The 16,590-nt window shown below is 48.3% G+C and carries 17 protein-coding genes and 2 tRNA genes; 11 read left to right on the forward strand and 8 right to left on the reverse strand.

Features of this window, described 5'->3' with window-relative positions:
- The first annotated feature begins 13 nt into the window (after nt 1-13).
- The 4 genes from HZB31_02910 to HZB31_02925 all read left to right on the forward strand — a co-directional run bounded on the left by HZB31_02910 (nt 14) and on the right by HZB31_02925 (nt 4,126).
- Nucleotides 14-2,188: a HEAT repeat domain-containing protein gene (locus HZB31_02910; GenBank protein ID MBI5846889.1), complete on the forward strand. Its 2,175-nt coding sequence runs from the start codon at nt 14-16 to the stop codon at nt 2,186-2,188.
- On the forward strand, nt 2,181-3,284 hold the full coding sequence (locus HZB31_02915) for an HD domain-containing protein (GenBank protein ID MBI5846890.1): 1,104 nt from the start codon (nt 2,181-2,183) through the stop codon (nt 3,282-3,284). Before HZB31_02910 ends, HZB31_02915 begins: the two co-directional genes overlap by 8 nt.
- Before the next feature lie 88 nt (nt 3,285-3,372).
- Nucleotides 3,373-3,457 (forward strand) — tRNA-Leu (locus tag HZB31_02920).
- 306 nt (nt 3,458-3,763) lie between these two features.
- Nucleotides 3,764-4,126: a hypothetical protein gene (locus HZB31_02925; protein ID MBI5846891.1), complete on the forward strand. Its 363-nt coding sequence runs from the start codon at nt 3,764-3,766 to the stop codon at nt 4,124-4,126.
- A gap of 164 nt (nt 4,127-4,290) precedes the next feature.
- Here HZB31_02925 and HZB31_02930 read toward each other — a convergent pair whose 3' ends face one another.
- Complete coding sequence (locus tag HZB31_02930) at nt 4,291-4,938, reverse strand: flavodoxin family protein (protein MBI5846892.1); 648 nt, start codon at nt 4,936-4,938, stop codon at nt 4,291-4,293.
- Nucleotides 4,939-5,221: 283 nt separating this feature from the next.
- Between HZB31_02930 and HZB31_02935 the strand changes: the two genes are divergently transcribed.
- A complete protein-coding gene (locus HZB31_02935) occupies nt 5,222-6,421 on the forward strand; it encodes a response regulator (protein MBI5846893.1) in 1,200 nt (399 codons plus the stop codon).
- A 14-nt stretch (nt 6,422-6,435) separates the two neighbouring features.
- A complete protein-coding gene (locus HZB31_02940) occupies nt 6,436-7,059 on the forward strand; it encodes a hypothetical protein (GenBank protein MBI5846894.1) in 624 nt (207 codons plus the stop codon).
- 188 nt (nt 7,060-7,247) lie between these two features.
- On the opposite strand, the gene HZB31_02945 is transcribed toward HZB31_02940, so the two are convergent.
- Entirely contained in the window at nt 7,248-7,718 is a 471-nt protein-coding gene (locus HZB31_02945; GenBank protein ID MBI5846895.1) for a cyclic nucleotide-binding domain-containing protein, read from the reverse strand.
- A 264-nt stretch (nt 7,719-7,982) separates the two neighbouring features.
- Complete coding sequence (locus HZB31_02950) at nt 7,983-9,761, reverse strand: SulP family inorganic anion transporter (protein ID MBI5846896.1); 1,779 nt, start codon at nt 9,759-9,761, stop codon at nt 7,983-7,985.
- A 207-nt stretch (nt 9,762-9,968) separates the two neighbouring features.
- On the opposite strand from HZB31_02950, the gene HZB31_02955 reads away from it, so the two are divergent.
- Complete coding sequence (locus HZB31_02955) at nt 9,969-10,151, forward strand: hypothetical protein (protein MBI5846897.1); 183 nt, start codon at nt 9,969-9,971, stop codon at nt 10,149-10,151.
- An 80-nt stretch (nt 10,152-10,231) separates the two neighbouring features.
- Here HZB31_02955 and HZB31_02960 read toward each other — a convergent pair.
- From HZB31_02960 to HZB31_02975, 4 genes are all read right to left on the reverse strand, one after another.
- A tRNA-Leu gene (locus tag HZB31_02960) sits at nt 10,232-10,318 on the reverse strand.
- Between the two features lie 13 nt (nt 10,319-10,331).
- Nucleotides 10,332-11,303, reverse strand: a complete 972-nt coding sequence (locus tag HZB31_02965) for a 4Fe-4S binding protein (protein MBI5846898.1) — start codon at nt 11,301-11,303, stop codon at nt 10,332-10,334.
- 340 nt (nt 11,304-11,643) lie between these two features.
- Entirely contained in the window at nt 11,644-13,035 is a 1,392-nt protein-coding gene (locus tag HZB31_02970; protein MBI5846899.1) for a cbb3-type cytochrome c oxidase subunit I, read from the reverse strand.
- 11 nt (nt 13,036-13,046) lie between these two features.
- A complete protein-coding gene (locus HZB31_02975; GenBank protein MBI5846900.1) occupies nt 13,047-13,718 on the reverse strand; it encodes a cytochrome c in 672 nt (223 codons plus the stop codon).
- Nucleotides 13,719-13,840: 122 nt separating this feature from the next.
- Between HZB31_02975 and HZB31_02980 the strand changes: the two genes are divergently transcribed.
- Together HZB31_02980 and HZB31_02985 are read left to right on the forward strand one after the other, a co-directional pair.
- Nucleotides 13,841-14,449, forward strand: a complete 609-nt coding sequence (locus HZB31_02980; protein MBI5846901.1) for a CBS domain-containing protein — start codon at nt 13,841-13,843, stop codon at nt 14,447-14,449.
- Nucleotides 14,449-14,991, forward strand: a complete 543-nt coding sequence (locus HZB31_02985) for an HPP family protein (protein MBI5846902.1) — start codon at nt 14,449-14,451, stop codon at nt 14,989-14,991. The genes HZB31_02980 and HZB31_02985 overlap by 1 nt, the downstream gene beginning before the upstream one ends.
- A gap of 67 nt (nt 14,992-15,058) precedes the next feature.
- Here HZB31_02985 and HZB31_02990 read toward each other — a convergent pair whose 3' ends face one another.
- Complete coding sequence (locus HZB31_02990) at nt 15,059-15,394, reverse strand: hypothetical protein (protein MBI5846903.1); 336 nt, start codon at nt 15,392-15,394, stop codon at nt 15,059-15,061.
- A 185-nt stretch (nt 15,395-15,579) separates the two neighbouring features.
- Between HZB31_02990 and HZB31_02995 the strand changes: the two genes are divergently transcribed.
- Both HZB31_02995 and HZB31_03000 read left to right on the forward strand, forming a co-directional pair.
- The gene (locus HZB31_02995; protein ID MBI5846904.1) at nt 15,580-15,909 is read left to right on the forward strand and encodes a hypothetical protein; all 330 of its coding nucleotides are present in this window, start codon (nt 15,580-15,582) and stop codon (nt 15,907-15,909) included.
- Between the two features lie 74 nt (nt 15,910-15,983).
- Nucleotides 15,984-16,589, forward strand: coding sequence for a cytochrome b/b6 domain-containing protein (locus HZB31_03000; GenBank protein ID MBI5846905.1), 606 nt, complete (start codon nt 15,984-15,986; stop codon nt 16,587-16,589).
- Nucleotide 16,590: the final 1 nt, after the last annotated feature.

The following is a 16,590-nucleotide window of genomic DNA, read 5'->3' on the forward strand; positions in this document are numbered from 1 at the left end:
TATCAGCAATACGATGCCGGAAGATAAACAGGAAAAACTTCCCCTGGATGCAAAACTGCTTTCAGACGCCGTTATTGAGCTGAACATCTCAAGGCGGAGTGTCGGCTTGTACCCGCCTGAGCACCCCATCGTCAGGGCCTCCATTGAAAGGGCTTTCGAGCATCTGCGGAAGCTTTTTGAGATAAGGGCCGAGATCACCCTTGGCATTGCCAAAAATGCTCTTATTGTCGATGAATACACCCTTGACCGCAGAAATCCCGTCTTCAGAGAGTTTGCGCAGACCCTGCATGCAAAGGGCATTGCGGCAATTACGTTTTCCCTGGGCCTGGGCCAAAGAGATCTGACGAGACTCCACGAGCTTATTTCCGCACAGGATACAGCCATTGGAAGGGAACTTGCCGAGCTTGCCGAAAAGGAGATTTCTCATATCCGACTCAGCCCCATTGATCTTGAGAATTTCTGTTTTGTTGAGGGGGCCCAGAGGTCAGGCTCAGCATGCGGAGATGTCTGGGAAGATTACGTATATGGCCTTCTTGAGGGGAAACTTGGGGAGGGAGACGGCATTCAGGGCATTCTTTCCATACCCCCGGAAACCGTGGCTGACATGGTCAATGCGGCCTTGCCGGAAGAGGCTGGCGAGGAGTCTTATGACAGGGTTATCACAGCCTATATTAAGAAAAAAAGTGATACGAAAATCAGCAGGGAGGCGTTCAACAAGTTTTTCTCCTTTATCGACAGGCTCAGGCCCGAGATCAAGCGGCAGTTTCTCTCAAGGGCCGGATCCAGGCTTACCGAAGATATTGGAGATGTCGAGGCCATCATCAACGGGATGACCCCTGAAGGTTTTGAAAAAATCGCAGAGCTCCTGACCGAGAACTCTTCGATCATCCCGACAACGCTGAAAAATCTGATCGATAAGCTTTCCTCTATCAAGAAAGACAATAGGGGACACTTTGATTTTTTCTCTACCAATGCTGCAGTCCTCCATGATATTGAGCTCGGCGATGAAGTTATGAAGCTCTTCGGCGAGGACAATTTCCATTCCTATGTCGGGAAGGAATACCAAAGAGAGCTTGAACGCATGCTGGAGGTCAAGGCTGAGGATAATACCAGGTTTGCCGGCTTCAGGAAGGAATGCGAAGAGCAGGCTATTGACAAAGAAGCCCTCGAGATCATGCTTGAACTCCTGCATGAGGACTATCTGAAACCGGAAGACCAGCTTACGCTTATTTCCAAACTTTTCGAGTTCATGAATGTTTTTTCTGAAACCGGCCGCTTTGAAGAAATCCTGGATACGTATGACACCCTTATGACCCATGTCTTCAACGGCAGATTCAATGAGGAGACAGCAGGCATTATAGATTATTTTTTTCATTCTGAAGAGTTTATAACAAAACTTCTTGAAGCCTTCAGGATCTGGGGCAGGAAGGAGCGCGAGGGGGCCTTAAGACTTGCCAGAGCACTGCATCGGGCGATCATTGACCCTCTTCTTGATGCACTCGAGAAGGAGAATGACGCCAGCACAAGAAAGTTCTTTTTATCCCTGCTTGAGGCGATCGGGAGCGATGTGGTTCCGTTTGCGCTCGGGAGGCTTAATGATAACCGCTGGTTTGTGGTAAGGAATATGATCTGTATTATCCGTGACTGCAACGGAAAGCCGCAGCTCGAAAAAATCCGGAAGTTCCTGCGCCATGAAAACATCAATGTCCGCATGGAAGCGCTAAAAACACTCCTGCATTTCAAGACGCTTGATGCTGTGCCCCAATTGCGGGCCTGTCTCCAGAGCGAAGCGCAGGGTATCCGGACCTCCGCTATACGGCTTGCCGGCAGTTACAGAATTAGGGAAGCTGTCCCTTACCTGATCAAATACCTCGAGAAAAGCGATCTTCTTGGCACCGAAGCCTATTACAAAACAGATATTGTGAGGGCACTCGGCGAAATTGGCGATATACGCGCAGTTGAAACGCTCGAAAAGATATGCCATACGAGAGCGCTCTTTTATCGGGAGAACCTCGAAAGTCTGAAGGTCGAAATATTCAAATCTCTTGAAAAGTATCCCCGGGAGTCTGTCAGGAAACTGATAGACCTGGGGCTTGAGTCGCGAAATGAGGAGATACATGCGTTGAGCTATAAACTTCTTGCCACACTCCATGCCAGCGAAAAAACTGGGGAAATGACCGATGGCTGAAATGATCATTTCGTTCATATCCGATATCATGACCGCAATGTCAAACTGCTCATTGTACAGCAAGGACCATCCTGCCGTTATACATCTTGCTGAAGAGGCAGTAGCTATTCTTGATAGTCTTTTCGATGAAGAAAAGCTCAGCCTTGCCCTCTTCGGTGACAGTATGGTCATCAACGAGCAGCCCCTTTCGGCTAGGAATATGCATGTAAACGGCTTTATGAAAAAACTTAAAAGAAAAGGAATAGATAAGATCGTTATCACGCGGGGAGTAACAGCAGCAGAACTGAAGAATTTTATGGCAGAGATTGCCCTTTCCGACAGGATTACCGGAGCCTATCCTCACATAACATCGGGCATTATCGAGGTGAAGCTCGGTGGGGGAGGAAGCGGGAATATCGGCACGGTGATGAACGAAAATATCGAAAAAGTGAGAGACGTATATCATGGGGTTTCCCGGTTTAAGAAGCTCGATATGGTAGGGCTTGAAGATGTGGTGGTGAGCTTTATTACGACGCTCAAACAGGAGGCGAATGTCCTGAAGGTTGTAAGTCCTATCAAATCGCACAGTGAATATACTTATGCGCACAATACGAATGTAGCGGTGCTGTCTATCTTTCAGGCAGAGACGCTTGGCGTGAAGCACGAGCTCCTGCACGATATCGGGATGGCAGGACTTCTCCATGATATCGGCAAGATGTTTGTTGCAAAGGAGGTGCTCGAAAAGGAATCCAAACTTAATGATGATGAGTGGACGGAGATGAAGAAACATCCTGCCTATGGAGCCCTGTATCTTGCAACACTTCCTGACATTCCGGAATACGCACTTGTCGCTGCCTATGAGCACCACATGAAGTTCAATGGCCTGGGATATCCGGCAACAAAAAGAAAGGGCAGGACGCAGCATATCATTAGCCAGATTATCGCCATATCAGACTTCTTCGATGCCCTCAGGACAGACCGTCCGTATAGGAAAGCTCTCGATGTCCCGGTCATTATCGGCTTAATGAACGACTCCCTGGGGAAGGACTTTAATCCTCTTCTTGTTGAGAACTTCATCCGCTCTCTGAAAAAGGTAAGCAGCTTCACTGCCGGATAGAAATCAACCGTCTGACGATCGTTGTACTCTGGTTCAAACATCCTTCCCTTGAAAACTGAGCACCTTTTGTTGTATATTCTTCCTTACTGCCGAAGTGGTGGAACTGGTAGACACGCACGTTTGAGGGGCGTGTGGAGAAATCCATGCGGGTTCGAGTCCCGCCTTCGGCACCATCTCCCTCTTTTAAAATCAATGAGTTAGCTCTCTAATACCCCCAAAAAAGCGGTCAACAGATGGTCAACAGACTGCTTCTACATGAAACATCCAATATTATCTTTAAGAAATTCCTTTCTGAGTGCTAAATTAAAAAATGCGATTAATCCACTGTACAGCTAAGCACAAAGGAACTCCATAACCCTCCCCTTCATAGTCCTGATACCACTAACACCCAAGGACTCGGTAATTGGTATGCCAACCTCCTCCGCATAGATCGCAGGAAGTGTATCCTGTTTACCAATGAGAAAACCTTTTACAGTTTTATGATTGCAGGGGTTAAGAAAGAGAACCTACAGAATATTTTTGATGAGTTCCTGTTTCATCTAAATATGAACTTTCAGGCAGAGGGCTTCACGCTTGAACTAATCAACAGGGTTTTGCAGGAGTATCATGAGTTGGCATTTGCAAAGACCGCCAATAGGCAGGTGCTTGGGGTTATGAATGATTTTGCCTACGGATATGAATACTATATTGAAAGTGAGGGCGGATTGGATAGGGTTAGAATCCTTGAAGCTAACAGAAGGACAAACAGAACTCCCTCAAGCCCTCTAAAGTATCACTTTCCTATAGACATGGTTTGGATGCTTCTGACAGGTGAGAAAGCACCCAGACCGTTAAAGATATAAATCTCCCCCAATCTGTAACCATGACACCTGTTGTAATTTGCCTCCAGAGGTGTCCAATAAAGCCTATTTAGGAAATTAGACCGAGGGACTGTGCCTTTCTGTTGCCAACCCCTAAGAAATCACAAGAACGGATTATTTCCCTCCCCGCAATCAACAAGTAAGACCTAACCTCCTTCAACCAACCTTACTCCCATCTCAAAGGCTTTCTGACAATCCGTCGGGAATACTTCCTTGTGCCTCTGTTTTTTCTTATCTGGATCAAAGCGACTTGAAACATACTTTGAATAATCATCAAACTGACAGGTATCGGTGCTGACGATATACTCAGAATCCCCCAGTATCCTGCTGAGAGTTGCCTGATGAAGTTTAAACTGCTGTTCATAGCCTATTTGTTGCATCATGTCCTCGGGGACATTCATCGTATAGATAAACCCTGCCTTAATCTTACGGGGAAAAACAGAAGAATAATTAACCGTATATTCCGTATAGGGGAACAGCAACCGTTCCATGAATGATTTCATCTCCCCCGCTACAGTTCCATAGTAGATTGGTGAACCCAAGACGATGGCATCGGCAACTTCAATCCTGCTGAATATAGGGGTAAGGTCATCCTGCACGGCACACCTGCCATAACTTTGGCCGCCTATGGTCTTACAGGCAAAACAGCTGATGCAGCCCTTATAATTCAGGTCATACAGATGGATAAGCTCAGTATCGGCTCCCCGTGAGGCTGATCCTTTAACAGCATACTCCAACAGTGTTGCTGTGTTGCGTTTTTTTCTTGGGCTGCCATTGAATGCCATTATTTTCATTGTTGTGTCTCCTTACACTCTCATAGTTCTTCTTTGAAGGGTGTTTCCCTGAATATTATAACGCTTACCGGGTGCTGTTATAATATTTAAAAGGCTGACCGGGTTTGGGTCAGACTGAACAGGTCAAAATGGATTAGTCAGTCTGCATCGGATTTCTTGCTGTCAGAAAATAGACTAAGGAAGCATAGTTCCTAACTCCTTTCCCCATCAGCTTTTATGGTCCTCAGCGCAGTTTCCAAGCCTATCAACGTTATCCTGGCATGACGATTGCAATATGCAGGACATGGCAGAAAAAAACGGTAAAATGAAAAACGTACTGATCGTTGACGACGAAAAATCATTTCTCCTGAGCCTGCTCCAGGGACTCGATGCCTATGCAGCCGACTTTAATACCCTGACTGCCCAGAATGGCAAAATTGCGGTGGATGTACTTGGGTCGACCAAGATTGATCTTGTGGTCTCTGACCTGAAGATGCCGGAAATGGATGGGTTTGGGCTTCTTTCGCACATGAGCAAGAAGCATCCGAACATTCCGGTGATCATGATGAGTGCATACTGCACACCAGAGATCAAGTCGCGGCTAAAAAACCTCGGCGCTTTTACGATCCTTGAAAAGCCGATCGATTTTCAGGAGTTCGTTGATCATATCTTCGCAGAACTGAACGCTGTCTCTAAAGGATATATCCAGGGCATTACGCTGCCTGCTTTTCTGCAGCTCGTTGAAATGGAAAAAAAGACCTGCACACTCAAGATAGGTTCTCACGGACGAAAAGGCTTTCTCTATTTCCAGGAGGGCATACTTGTCGATGCTGACAACAGTCTTGACGAGCAGGAGAAGGCTGCGCTCGATATCGTATGCTGGGATGATCCCGAGATAGAGATTGAGAGCATCTGCAGAAAAAAAATCCGGAACATACAACAGCCTTTGACCTATATTTTGATGGAGGGCTACCGGATCAGGGATGAAAAAATGAAAGCTGCAGGGGTACAACCCTCGATCCATGCTGAAGCAAAGGAGGTCGGGCCTGATTCAGTTGATTTTGGCACGTTCCTTAAAGAGATAAACGAAGAAGAGACTGCTCAGAAAATAGAGACACCGAAAACAATTACAAGGGAGGATAAGATGGCAACAACAAAGGAGATACTCAGCGAACTCGCAAAGATTCAGAGCGTTGACGCAGTCTGCCTTGTCGCGCGGGACGGCTTTTTGTTAGACAGCATCGCCCGCACAGGGATAGACACAGAAATGATCGGTGCAATCGCCTCAAGCGGATTTGGAGCCTCAGAGGCAATGGGAAGGCAGTTGGGCAAAGGGAATATGACAATCAGCATGATCGAGTTCGAAAAAGGTCCGGTTATGCTCTCCCCGGTAGGCGATGATGCCTTTCTTGTTGTCATCGCGGAAAAAGATGCCAACCTTGGCATGATCAGACTGAAATTAAAGAAGCACTGCGGCGAACTTGCTGTCGCAGCTGCAATTTAGGCAAGGAGTGAACTATGGCTGAAGAAGGAAAGATACTCGATATAGCGCATGTCAGTTTCCTCGACATGATCAAGATCATGATAACGCTGAGCGGCGCTGCAAGCGCAAAGGGCACGCTCATCAGAAATGCGATCAAGACAGCGGAAAAGATCTCGGAGATTGACTACCCGACCTTTGAGGACTATCTTGCAGCAGTTGAGAACGCCACAAACCCGATTACGATGATCGAGGGAAAGGCAACGCATGCAGGCGACTTTGTCTTTGGCCTTCAGCACTGTCCATTTGGTCCATCCATAAAGAATTACACCCAGGTCTTTGAGAAGCTGCCTGAGGGGTTTGCGGATTTTACTGCAGAGTTCAACAAACCCAGCAATATTACTGACCAGTTCCGGGTCGGCGAAGGAGCCGGCGTAAGCCCCTTCTGTTCAGTTCATCAGCCGATGAGGAGCGCCTTTGCTGAAAAGATAACCATAGGCGGGAAAAAGATAAAGATCACGCAGTTGGGGTGCAAGGCCGGTTCAGGCAAAAAAGGTTTTGCAGAAAAATGGTTATCTGAAAGCGGAGTTGCAAGGGAGGTTGTGGATAAAATCCTCGATAACCATATGTGCTGTTACTCCCTGAAGATCGTGGATGCGTGATCAGGCTGACGTCCAGACCTCATGGCCTCGAATCAGCGGGGCGGGACAGCGTACTCAACCGCATTCTCGCCCTGCTCCGAGGCTTTTGCCTCCTATAAATAGTAACGGGCAGACTCTCGGCAATAAGAAACCGCTCGAATTTACTGTCATATCTCAACGTTCCAGGACAGGCCAGCCACTACGACAATTCAGATATTTTCGAAGTTCTTATACGACTCCATAACATAGTCAGGAATAATCTTTAGTGCCTGCGTTGCATCGCGAAGACGCCTGCAGAGGGTCATGATGATCGACCGGTATATCTTGATAGCAAGTTCCCTGTCATGGGCCAGAGCCTGTTCGAACTTGTCTGATGGAAGCCTGATCAGGGCAGTATCCGTGGCTGCGACTATCGTAGCAGAGCGAGGCCCCTTGTCGATAAAGGCAATCTCTCCAAGCGGTTCCCCTGCCTCTACGGTTTCGAGGTGGGCACCGCTTTTCATTACTCTGACGCTTCCTGACTTGACCATATAAATGGCGTCGCAGGGATCTCCTTCCCGCATAATCTCCTCTCCCTCGCTGAACGCTACGCTTTCAGTAAGGATAGTTATCTTGATCAGTTCGCCGGTAGAAAGGTCTTTCAGAAAGGAGATGTTTCTCAGAAGTTCCATATTTTCCATATATTCACCTCATGGTATTTGTGCCACAGCACTTCGTTGTATCATCGAACATTTTTTCAGATATTCCCGGACCACCGCAATGTGTTGCCCGGAATGCATTCGAGGTATGCCCCGGTTACGCGTAAAGTGCTGGAATCATCGCCCCGGGGCGTGGCAATACTATGCAACCGTTTTTTCATGCTTCCCTCTCTCTAGAAGATATCGTTCTTATTTTTGATTATACGTTGTAGATGCATTATTGCATAGCCGGCAATGCGCGTGAACTCACGCGCCAGGCATCTGTTCACACTCTTTGAAAATCCTTACCGCACAGCGACGGCACCTTTCAGGGTCCAGTCTCGGCACAATGCTTTTAATTGCTTCGCTTTTTGAATGGAAAACGTTTTCTTCTCCAATGCTTCTGTTACAGCCTCCCCGTTTCATAACGTCTATTACCTCTCCCTTGAGAGAGCAGAGATATAACTGTCTTCCGTTAACACGCAGACGATGAGCTTCCTGGTTCAGCGTCTGACATCCTGCGACATCGATGAAGTTTATCCCGCCGCCCACAATCAAAATGTGGGCCTGTTCCGGATATTTCTTCGTTATTTGCTCGAGCTGTTCTGCTACATGATTTACTGCGCCAAAAAATAGGGACCCGTCAATCCTGATTATTTTGAGCTGCGGACATTCGGGCAGAGGCTTCTTCTCCACGTTCATCAAACTCTTTTTTTTGCTGTCAGGGTCAGGGGCAAGCGTTACAAAAGTTGGATGGGATGTCCGGTTAAGATAAAGCAGCAGAGAGAGAAGTACCCCTACATAGATCGCAAATTCAAGCTCCACAAATAAGGTAGAGAGGAATGTCGCAATGAGTATGCCGGCCTCCGGCTTGCTTGTCCTCACAATGGAGGCGATATGGTGTGTATCGACAAGACTATACGCAACCAAAAACAGGATGCCTGCCATTGAGGCTATCGGGAGATACGCCGTGAGAGGGGCTATGAGCAGTACTATGCCGGTCAGTATTATGGCGGCAAAGACCGCAGCCAGCGGTGTCCTGGCACCGGATTCAAAATTCACTCCCGTGCGGGTGAACGACCCGGATGAAGCATAGCTTGAAAAGAAGCTTCCTATGACATTAGAGAGTCCCTGACCGATGAATTCCTGATTGCTATCGATGCGTTGCTCAGACTTTGTTGCTATCGATCGGGCAATGGAGACCGCCTCAGCAAGTCCAAGCATGGCAACAGCCAAAGCAGGCGGCGCAAGCATGCGCAAAGAAGTAGTCGTAATATCAGGATGTGACAGTGGCGGAAGATGAGCCGGCAGCGAGCCCACGAGTCTGATGCCGTGCTCGCTGCCATTCATGAGCAGGGCCATAACGCTTCCTGCTATCATTGCAATGAACATTCCTGGCCACTTGGGCTTCAGAATTTTGAAAACTACGGCGATAATCAACGTACTAAGACCTATTGCAAGGGCATAGAAGTTCGTCTCAGGAAGGCTCGACAGTATATCTGCCCAGATATGAATAAAGGAGTGTTTGTTGGGTGCCGTGATGCCCAGAATGTTGCTTAGCTGGCTTGTTGCAATGAGTATTGAAGCCCCCGCGGTAAACCCTACGACGACAGAATGTGAAACAAAATTCACCAGGGCACCGAGACGGGCTACTCCAAGCGCTAATTGAAAAAACCCGGCGAGAAAGGTCAGGGTCAATGCCATCTGGATATACTCAGCACTTGAAGGAAGAGCAAGAGGGCTGAGAGCCGTGAAGATGACGATCGATATTGCTGTTGTGGGGCCGGAAATAAGGTGATGGGATGACCCGAATAAAGCGGCAATCATTGCAGGAACTATTGCGGAATAAAGACCGTATTCAGGGGGCAGTCCTGCAATGATTGCAAAAGCCACTCCCTGCGGCAGAACAATAACCGCACCGGTTATTCCAGCAACAATATCTGCCCGCACACTGCGACTGCTGACCGTAGGCCACCATTGCAGGGGAGGGAAGAACTTATTGAGAGACCTTTTTACTTGTCCGGATGCTTCTTCATCGTTTTGCATGGTTTTCTGACATTCCCCGTTAAAAAGTATTAGTTCTTTTTTCTTCTTACGATAAAGTATAGCACCTGTATTCCAAAGGTTGAACTAGCCTCCCCCCCCGGAACGTTCCCTGTGTAATGAAAACTCTGACAAGCAGGTCATAAACAGCACGTAACTGGTATGATATGAAAATAATAATAGGGGCGCCTGTACGCTAAGGAGACACCCATGGCAATTGAAGCAAAGATCGAAGGTACCAAGCTCATTATCACCTGCGACCTTGAGGAGCCTAAACCAAGCGCATCAGGCAAAACCCTTGTCGTTGCCAGCACGAGAGGTAATATGAGGACAGATCTGACCGTACAGGGTAAACCTCTTACGATCGGATTAAACGCTTATACGTCAAAATAGAGGAAGAAATTGCTGATGAGGGTTTGTCAGATCTTATTGAAGATATTGAGAAAGAAATAGGCTGATTTGTAAAGAAAAAATGGTGCCGAAGGGGGGACTCGAACCCCCATGGCGTTTCCACCACTAGACCCTGAACCTAGCGCGTCTGCCAATTCCGCCACTTCGGCAATAACGTGTATATTAATCTCCGCAGATAATCTTGTCAACATGAGGGAGATTAAGGCTTATATCCGAGGGCTTGGATGAACCGTTGCCCTGAGACTCTCGGTGCTCAGCTTCTGAATTCTTCTGGCCGGACTGGAAATGGAAAAGCCCCCTGCCCCTGCCAAGCTCCTTATGACATGCAGCAATACAGGCCCCGCAGTTCACACAGGAAATATCACGTCTGCTCATCCTTGGCAGAACGTTCATAAAGCAGGCCTTCTCACAGCCCCTGCAGTTGGTGCATTCTTCGGCACGTCCCGCATCCATCCTCACCCGCAGGGAAACAGGGCTGACCCAGCCAAAAAGCATCTGCATCAGTCCGGCAGCACAAATATACTTGCAGAGCGAATGACGCACCAGAATTGACGTAACCAGCATATAGATGGAAATACCTATGATTCCTGCTTTGACGCCAAAGGTAAAGTCCCAGGTCATGATCTGGCTCCAGATGGTCTTTGGCGCCACAAGATATCCGGTAAGCGCTATGCCGCCGAGCAGGGGAAGGACAATCATGCTCAGGAGGGCAATGATCAAATACAGCAGTTTTCTCTCTGCTGGCACCTCCGGATCATTCGGTCTTTTAACAAAAAGGCTCCTTCGTCCAAGAAACTTGAGTGTGAGATTATCCGCTAGTTCAAAAAGCGTTCCTTCAGGGCAGAACCAGCCGCAGAAGAACCTGCCTGTCAGGAACCCCAGAAGAGGGAATATTGCCAGCATAATGACCCATGGCAGAATGGCCTTCAGAAATATCCGGAGGGCAACGTGGCCTGCTGAACGTATACTATGATCAGCATAAAATGCGTCTTTCAGTCCTAGGCTCCAGATCTGCCCAAATATGATCAGTTCTTTTGTGGCAGTGTCAAATCTGAATATATTCAGCACAGGCATGAGGAAGACAAGCAGAATAAAGGCTATCTGGGTGGTTCTTCTTGATGCAGTGAGGTTCATGAAGTAACTCTATCACCGAGGCAGCAACACTGCCATGATTTACGTCATATAGAGCAAAAAAGAGGTAAGAGGGGGAGGCTGCCCCGGTTTATTGGAGGGGACAGGGGCAGCCTCTGGGGACAAAGAAATATTATATATGGTATCGATATTTTTTTAAAGAGGATATACTCCAAATCAGATTTATGACCAAATAATTTACGGCAACCGCATCAAAGCCACAAATAACGATTTATTCCAGCGGGAAAACAAGTAATATATCCTTTAATAACACTATATTACGTCTTCTGATGTATAACGGAAACATTCAGGGGGGGGCGGCCCCCCCCTGCTCAACAATGTGTTATGCCCTTTCAGATGCAGCCGTTACGACATGAGCAGAACCCTTGCCAAGTCTGAAAAAGTCGACAACAAAAATGCCGACACCGATTAGGAAGCCCACGCCGAAGATCGCACGCAAGATCCAGAACCAGAGGTTATAGGTTGCCTTAACGGCAACGTAATCGAGCCCCATGAGCCTTTCCATATACACCTGGACCATTCCTGCCCCGGTGATGGTCAGCACAATGAAGACCATAGAGATCGTCATCCACCAAAACGAAGCAAATGCGCGGGATGCGTCAAATGACTTCACGCCCCGTATGGCAGGCAGCGTGATATAGATCATGGCCATTACAAGCAGGACATATGCGCCATAGAATGCAAGATGACCGTGCGCTGTCGTGATCTGGGTGCCATGCGTCCACTTGTTGATCTGGGGAAGCGTATGGATAATTCCCCATAATCCTGCGCCCACAAAGTTAAAGATGGCATGCGCAACCGTATAGTACAGACCCGCCTTGTTCTCCACATTTCTGGCCTCTCTCGTCGTTCTGAATGCGTCCCATACCATAAAGAGCAGCGGAAGCGGCTCGAGTGAACTGAAGATACCGCCGACCCAGAGCCAATAGCTTGGGGTACCGATCCAGTAATAATGGTGTCCTGTGCCAAGGATGCCGGTAAACATGACAAACCCCACTTCGATATACATCCATTTTTCCACAACCTCTCTTTTGGCGCCGACAACCTTCATCAGCATGAATGCCAGGAGCGCTCCTGCTATGACTTCCCAGGCGCCTTCGACCCAGAGATGGATGACCCACCACCACCAGAACTGGTCCTTTACCATACTCTTTGAATAGAACATGCCAGGCAGATACATCAGGGCAAGTACCAGAAGTCCGCCAACGAGCGTGCCCTGTATGCCGGTCCATCTCTTTGTCTTCATCATAGTCATAAAATTGATGAACAGGAATAGGAGGACGGAAATGACGATCAGCATATCCGCCCAGCGCGGGGCCTCAATATATTCCCTTCCCTCATTAAGCGGATTGATGCCCATAATCGGGCTGTTGGCCTGGGGATTAAGACCCATCCAGATGTAGCCGAGCACAACAGCCGTAATCGCTACAACCGTTGCCCAGAACTGGAGCTTTGCAAGGGGAAGGCTCCAGAGCTCTGTTTCCGACTCCTCCGGCACGACATAATATGTTGCTCCCATCAGGCCGGCAAGATGCCAGACAACAAGGGCGTTGATATGCAGGGTCCTGATTGTGTTGAAGTTCAGGATAAAGAAACTCGGCCAGATGAACTGGACAGCTGCGATGATGCCTACCACAACCTGGACCAGAAAAAGGACAACCGCAAAGGTATAAAAGTATTCTGCTATTTTTTGACTTTGATATTTAACGCTCATTGCACCACCTCCTATTTCAGCGTAAGCATGTAATCGGTTAATTTGTCGATTTCAGACTCAGGGGCCTCGACCTTCGGCATAGCCGAGTTCTTAACGAAAGCGACAGGGTCCTTGAAATGACCGACGAGCCATGCACGATCGCGCTTTGCACCGACCCTGGTAAGGTCCGGCCCTGTTGTGCCGCCTATGCCGTTGATCGTATGACATGCAGAGCAGCCATGGGATTGGTAAACTCTCTGACCTTCTGTAAGCTCCTTGCCTGCGACTCCCCCTGCTGCTGCAAGGATCGGTTTTGGCGGCCAGCCGTTTGTATCGACCCTGGAGGTCCAGTCAAGGAATACGATAAGATCATCCGCCTCCTCAGACCTGATACCGAGCTTTGGCATGGATGCGTTTGGGTTTGCAGACCGCGGATCCATCAGGAACTGCCTGAGATAGATTTTCGGCTTGTTCAGCGTTGTCTTTGTCAGGTCAGGGGCAAAATACGATCCGTTGCCGAAGATCGTGTGGCAACCGATGCAGTCATACTTGTGCCAGACCATCTTGCCGGCGTTCACCTGCTCAGTTATCTCCGGAGCCCTCTTATCCAACTTCCCCATGGTGTCATAGGTCAGCCCAAGAAAGATCGCGAAGAAAAAGAGACTGCCGAGGATGAAGAGATTTCTTGCTGCTTTGTTGCTCATCGAAACACCTCCTTTGGTTTTTCTGGTTTTACCGTAGCAGGAAGCACAGCATAGTGGTATGATGCAAATCATACAGACAGGCAGGACGACAGAGTAACGTATAAGGGGAGGATCGAGCCATCATGACAACAGAAAGTCAAGAGAATTTCCGCTATCATGCCGATATCTCGGACAGCGACATCTATGAAGCCATGAAGCACATTCCGGGGTATCTTGATATAACACCAGCAGACCTCAGGGAAGTCTTTGACTTTGCATACCACCATGCCGTAGACCGCATAACGTCATCGGTCAGGGCAGAGGAGATCATGAGAAGTCCGGTCTACACGGCCGGGAAAGATACACCCCTGATAGACGTGGCTGAACTGATGGCGGAAAAAAATATTTCAGGTCTTCCGGTGCTGGATACTGACGGCAGGGTAGCAGGAATGATCTCTGAAAAGGATTTTCTTGGGGTCCTAAAAGAAAAAGAGTCTGTAACGGTCATGAAAATTCTGGCTAAATGCCTGCAGGGAAAGGGCTGCCTTGCGGCTTCTGTCCGCCAAAAGACCGCAGGCGACATCATGACATCACCTGCGATCACAATCCCGCCTGAGCTGCCGCTGTTCCAGATCATGATAGTCTTTTCAAACAGGGCCATAAACAGGGCTCCTGTCATAGACCCTGCGGGCAGTCTGCTCGGCATTGTATCGCGCGCTGACATAATTGGCGCCTCGGTGATCAGGCCATAATGCTGGGCGCATATTTCAGAAAAATGAAGGGCAATACCCAAAGTCCTCCCCGCGTCAGTCTGTCCGAGATCGCCTGGTCATGGCTCGGAGCATTTCTCGGCATCGGTTTCATCTCATTTGCCAATTACCATATTTTTGAAAAAATAGACCTGCTGATGATCGTGGGCTCATTCGGAGCCTCTGCCGTGCTGATCTACGGGGCGATAAAAAGCCCGCTTGCCCAGCCACGAAACCTCATAGGGGGACATCTCTTTTCGGCTGTCGCAGGAGTAGCCTCATATCAGGTCTTTCACAGTTACATCTGGCTTGCGGCTGCAGTCGGTGTTGCCACGGCAATAGCCGTCATGCATGCAACGAGAACGCTCCATCCGCCAGGTGGCGCAACCGCGCTCATTGCAGTGATTGGAGGAGAAAAAATTCATACCCTTGGGTTCATGTATGCGGTCTTCCCGGTAGGCGGAGGTGTGCTGATCATGCTTATCATTGCCCTGCTGGTGAATAATATCCCTAAAAACAGGCGATATCCGGAGTTCTGGCTGTAATCGATACGTCAGACCTGGCAATTATGCCGTAACAGTTACCTTGCGTTCAGACCCGCCCCTTATACAATTAGTTTCTCTCTGTCTGCTGCAAAAACCAGACAGCTTCACTGCAGGACCTGCAGGTGAGAAGTCTTATGGTAATCGCGTCAAGGGGATGATCGACTTTCTTGCCTGATTTATCTGCAAACAGTCCTATAAGTTTGGCATGTGCATCCGTTTCTTCCTCCGGCAGGCTGTATTCCCATACGGTCTTATAGGGAATGATGCCGGCCAGCAGTTTAATGACCTTAATGCTATGCACTGGCGTATTTGCCACTGAAATAAGTATCCGTTCCCTGCTGTCAAACCGTATCTGGCTGAAGCAGTGCCGGTCAGTATTCTTATACGCAATAACTTTGCTCACGGCTTATTTTAGCAAAAAGGGGCCTATCCATTCCATTGCCACGGGACCCATTCCGGGCAGTCAGACAGCGGGATTTTTTCAGGTATCCAGGCCTGGGATATTCTTAATCTTCCTTTAATCATCCTTTTGTTACTCTGTTATCACGAATCATACGGATTCGGAATTCAACTTATCAGGAGGATGTCATGAAAAAAATGTATGCAGTTCTGGTTATCGTGTTAATACTTGGAATGTCCATGGGTATATCATCTGCAAGCGAGCATAGAAGAACCTACGAGAGTGAGCGCAGGCATAACGGACATGATGTGAAAATCTACGGAATAGTGGACAAGATGCCGGAAGGCGGCATCGGCACCTGGATCGTAAAGGGCAAGGAGATTCTTGTTACAAAAGCAACCCATATCAAGGAGAGGCATGGCAGGGTTTCCGCCGGCACCTATGTGGAGGTCAAAGGGACGTATAGCGGCAATACGCTGCAGGCTGATGAAATTGAAGTCAAAAGAGATAAGAGATAGCCATCGGTAGCACCCCTCCCCTGTACGTCATAAGGCAAATGGGGGAGGCAACTTTTATAGTAAGGAGAACTTGCATGAACGATAAAATAAATGTAACTACCGACACTTCACCCGATATATGGCTCAGATTGACTCATCTTGGGATACTGATCTTTGGAATCGCTGCCTGGATCAGTGGATACGCTGCTGGAGACTATAAGCGTATTGACCACTCTGGTTTCGATATCCATCAATGGCTCGGCATTGGCGCATCTTTTTTTGTTTTTATCCGCATTGCAATTGGCCTGTTCGGTTCCGAAGTTGCACGCTTCAGAAACTGGCTTCCCATAACCGGTGAACGCATTTCAGCTGCGCTGAAAGATATTCAGGAGCTAGTGCGCTTCAGGATGCCTCATCGCCCGACCCACCAGGGTCTTGCCGGAGTGGTCCAGACCTTCGGTCTGGCTGTTTTTGTCCTGCTTGCCATAAGCGGAGGTCTGCTTTTCCTTCTTCTTGATCCGGGGATGAAAGCCCGGGGGATTGTACACGATATAAAGGAAGTTCATGAGATCGGAGGAATTCTTATCCCTGCCTTCCTGTCTCTGCATGGAGGGGCCGTCATAATGCATACGTTTGCCGGGAATCACGTATGGAAAAGAATATTTATTCATGTCGAACAACAGCAGAACTCAACAGAGTGAC

This window comes from Nitrospirota bacterium (assembly GCA_016235245.1).
Taxonomy (GTDB): domain Bacteria; phylum Nitrospirota; class Thermodesulfovibrionia; order Thermodesulfovibrionales; family UBA6898; genus UBA6898.

What these genes read in the sequence shown, in the direction of transcription:
- HZB31_02970 (MBI5846899.1), bottom strand. Translation starts at nt 13,035, where the DNA reads ATGAGCGTTAAATATCAAAGTCAAAAAATAGCAGAATACTTTTATACC.
- HZB31_02985 (MBI5846902.1), top strand. Translation starts at nt 14,449, where the DNA reads ATGCTGGGCGCATATTTCAGAAAAATGAAGGGCAATACCCAAAGTCCT.
- HZB31_02980 (MBI5846901.1), top strand. Translation starts at nt 13,841, where the DNA reads ATGACAACAGAAAGTCAAGAGAATTTCCGCTATCATGCCGATATCTCG.
- HZB31_02950 (MBI5846896.1), bottom strand. Translation starts at nt 9,761, where the DNA reads ATGCAAAACGATGAAGAAGCATCCGGACAAGTAAAAAGGTCTCTCAAT.
- HZB31_02930 (MBI5846892.1), bottom strand. Translation starts at nt 4,938, where the DNA reads ATGAAAATAATGGCATTCAATGGCAGCCCAAGAAAAAAACGCAACACA.
- HZB31_02935 (MBI5846893.1), top strand. Translation starts at nt 5,222, where the DNA reads ATGGCAGAAAAAAACGGTAAAATGAAAAACGTACTGATCGTTGACGAC.
- HZB31_03000 (MBI5846905.1), top strand. Translation starts at nt 15,984, where the DNA reads ATGAACGATAAAATAAATGTAACTACCGACACTTCACCCGATATATGG.
- HZB31_02955 (MBI5846897.1), top strand. Translation starts at nt 9,969, where the DNA reads ATGGCAATTGAAGCAAAGATCGAAGGTACCAAGCTCATTATCACCTGC.
- HZB31_02925 (MBI5846891.1), top strand. Translation starts at nt 3,764, where the DNA reads ATGATTGCAGGGGTTAAGAAAGAGAACCTACAGAATATTTTTGATGAG.
- HZB31_02910 (MBI5846889.1), top strand. Translation starts at nt 14, where the DNA reads ATGCCGGAAGATAAACAGGAAAAACTTCCCCTGGATGCAAAACTGCTT.
- HZB31_02945 (MBI5846895.1), bottom strand. Translation starts at nt 7,718, where the DNA reads ATGGAAAATATGGAACTTCTGAGAAACATCTCCTTTCTGAAAGACCTT.
- HZB31_02995 (MBI5846904.1), top strand. Translation starts at nt 15,580, where the DNA reads ATGAAAAAAATGTATGCAGTTCTGGTTATCGTGTTAATACTTGGAATG.
- HZB31_02940 (MBI5846894.1), top strand. Translation starts at nt 6,436, where the DNA reads ATGGCTGAAGAAGGAAAGATACTCGATATAGCGCATGTCAGTTTCCTC.
- HZB31_02975 (MBI5846900.1), bottom strand. Translation starts at nt 13,718, where the DNA reads ATGAGCAACAAAGCAGCAAGAAATCTCTTCATCCTCGGCAGTCTCTTT.
- HZB31_02915 (MBI5846890.1), top strand. Translation starts at nt 2,181, where the DNA reads ATGGCTGAAATGATCATTTCGTTCATATCCGATATCATGACCGCAATG.
- HZB31_02965 (MBI5846898.1), bottom strand. Translation starts at nt 11,303, where the DNA reads ATGAACCTCACTGCATCAAGAAGAACCACCCAGATAGCCTTTATTCTG.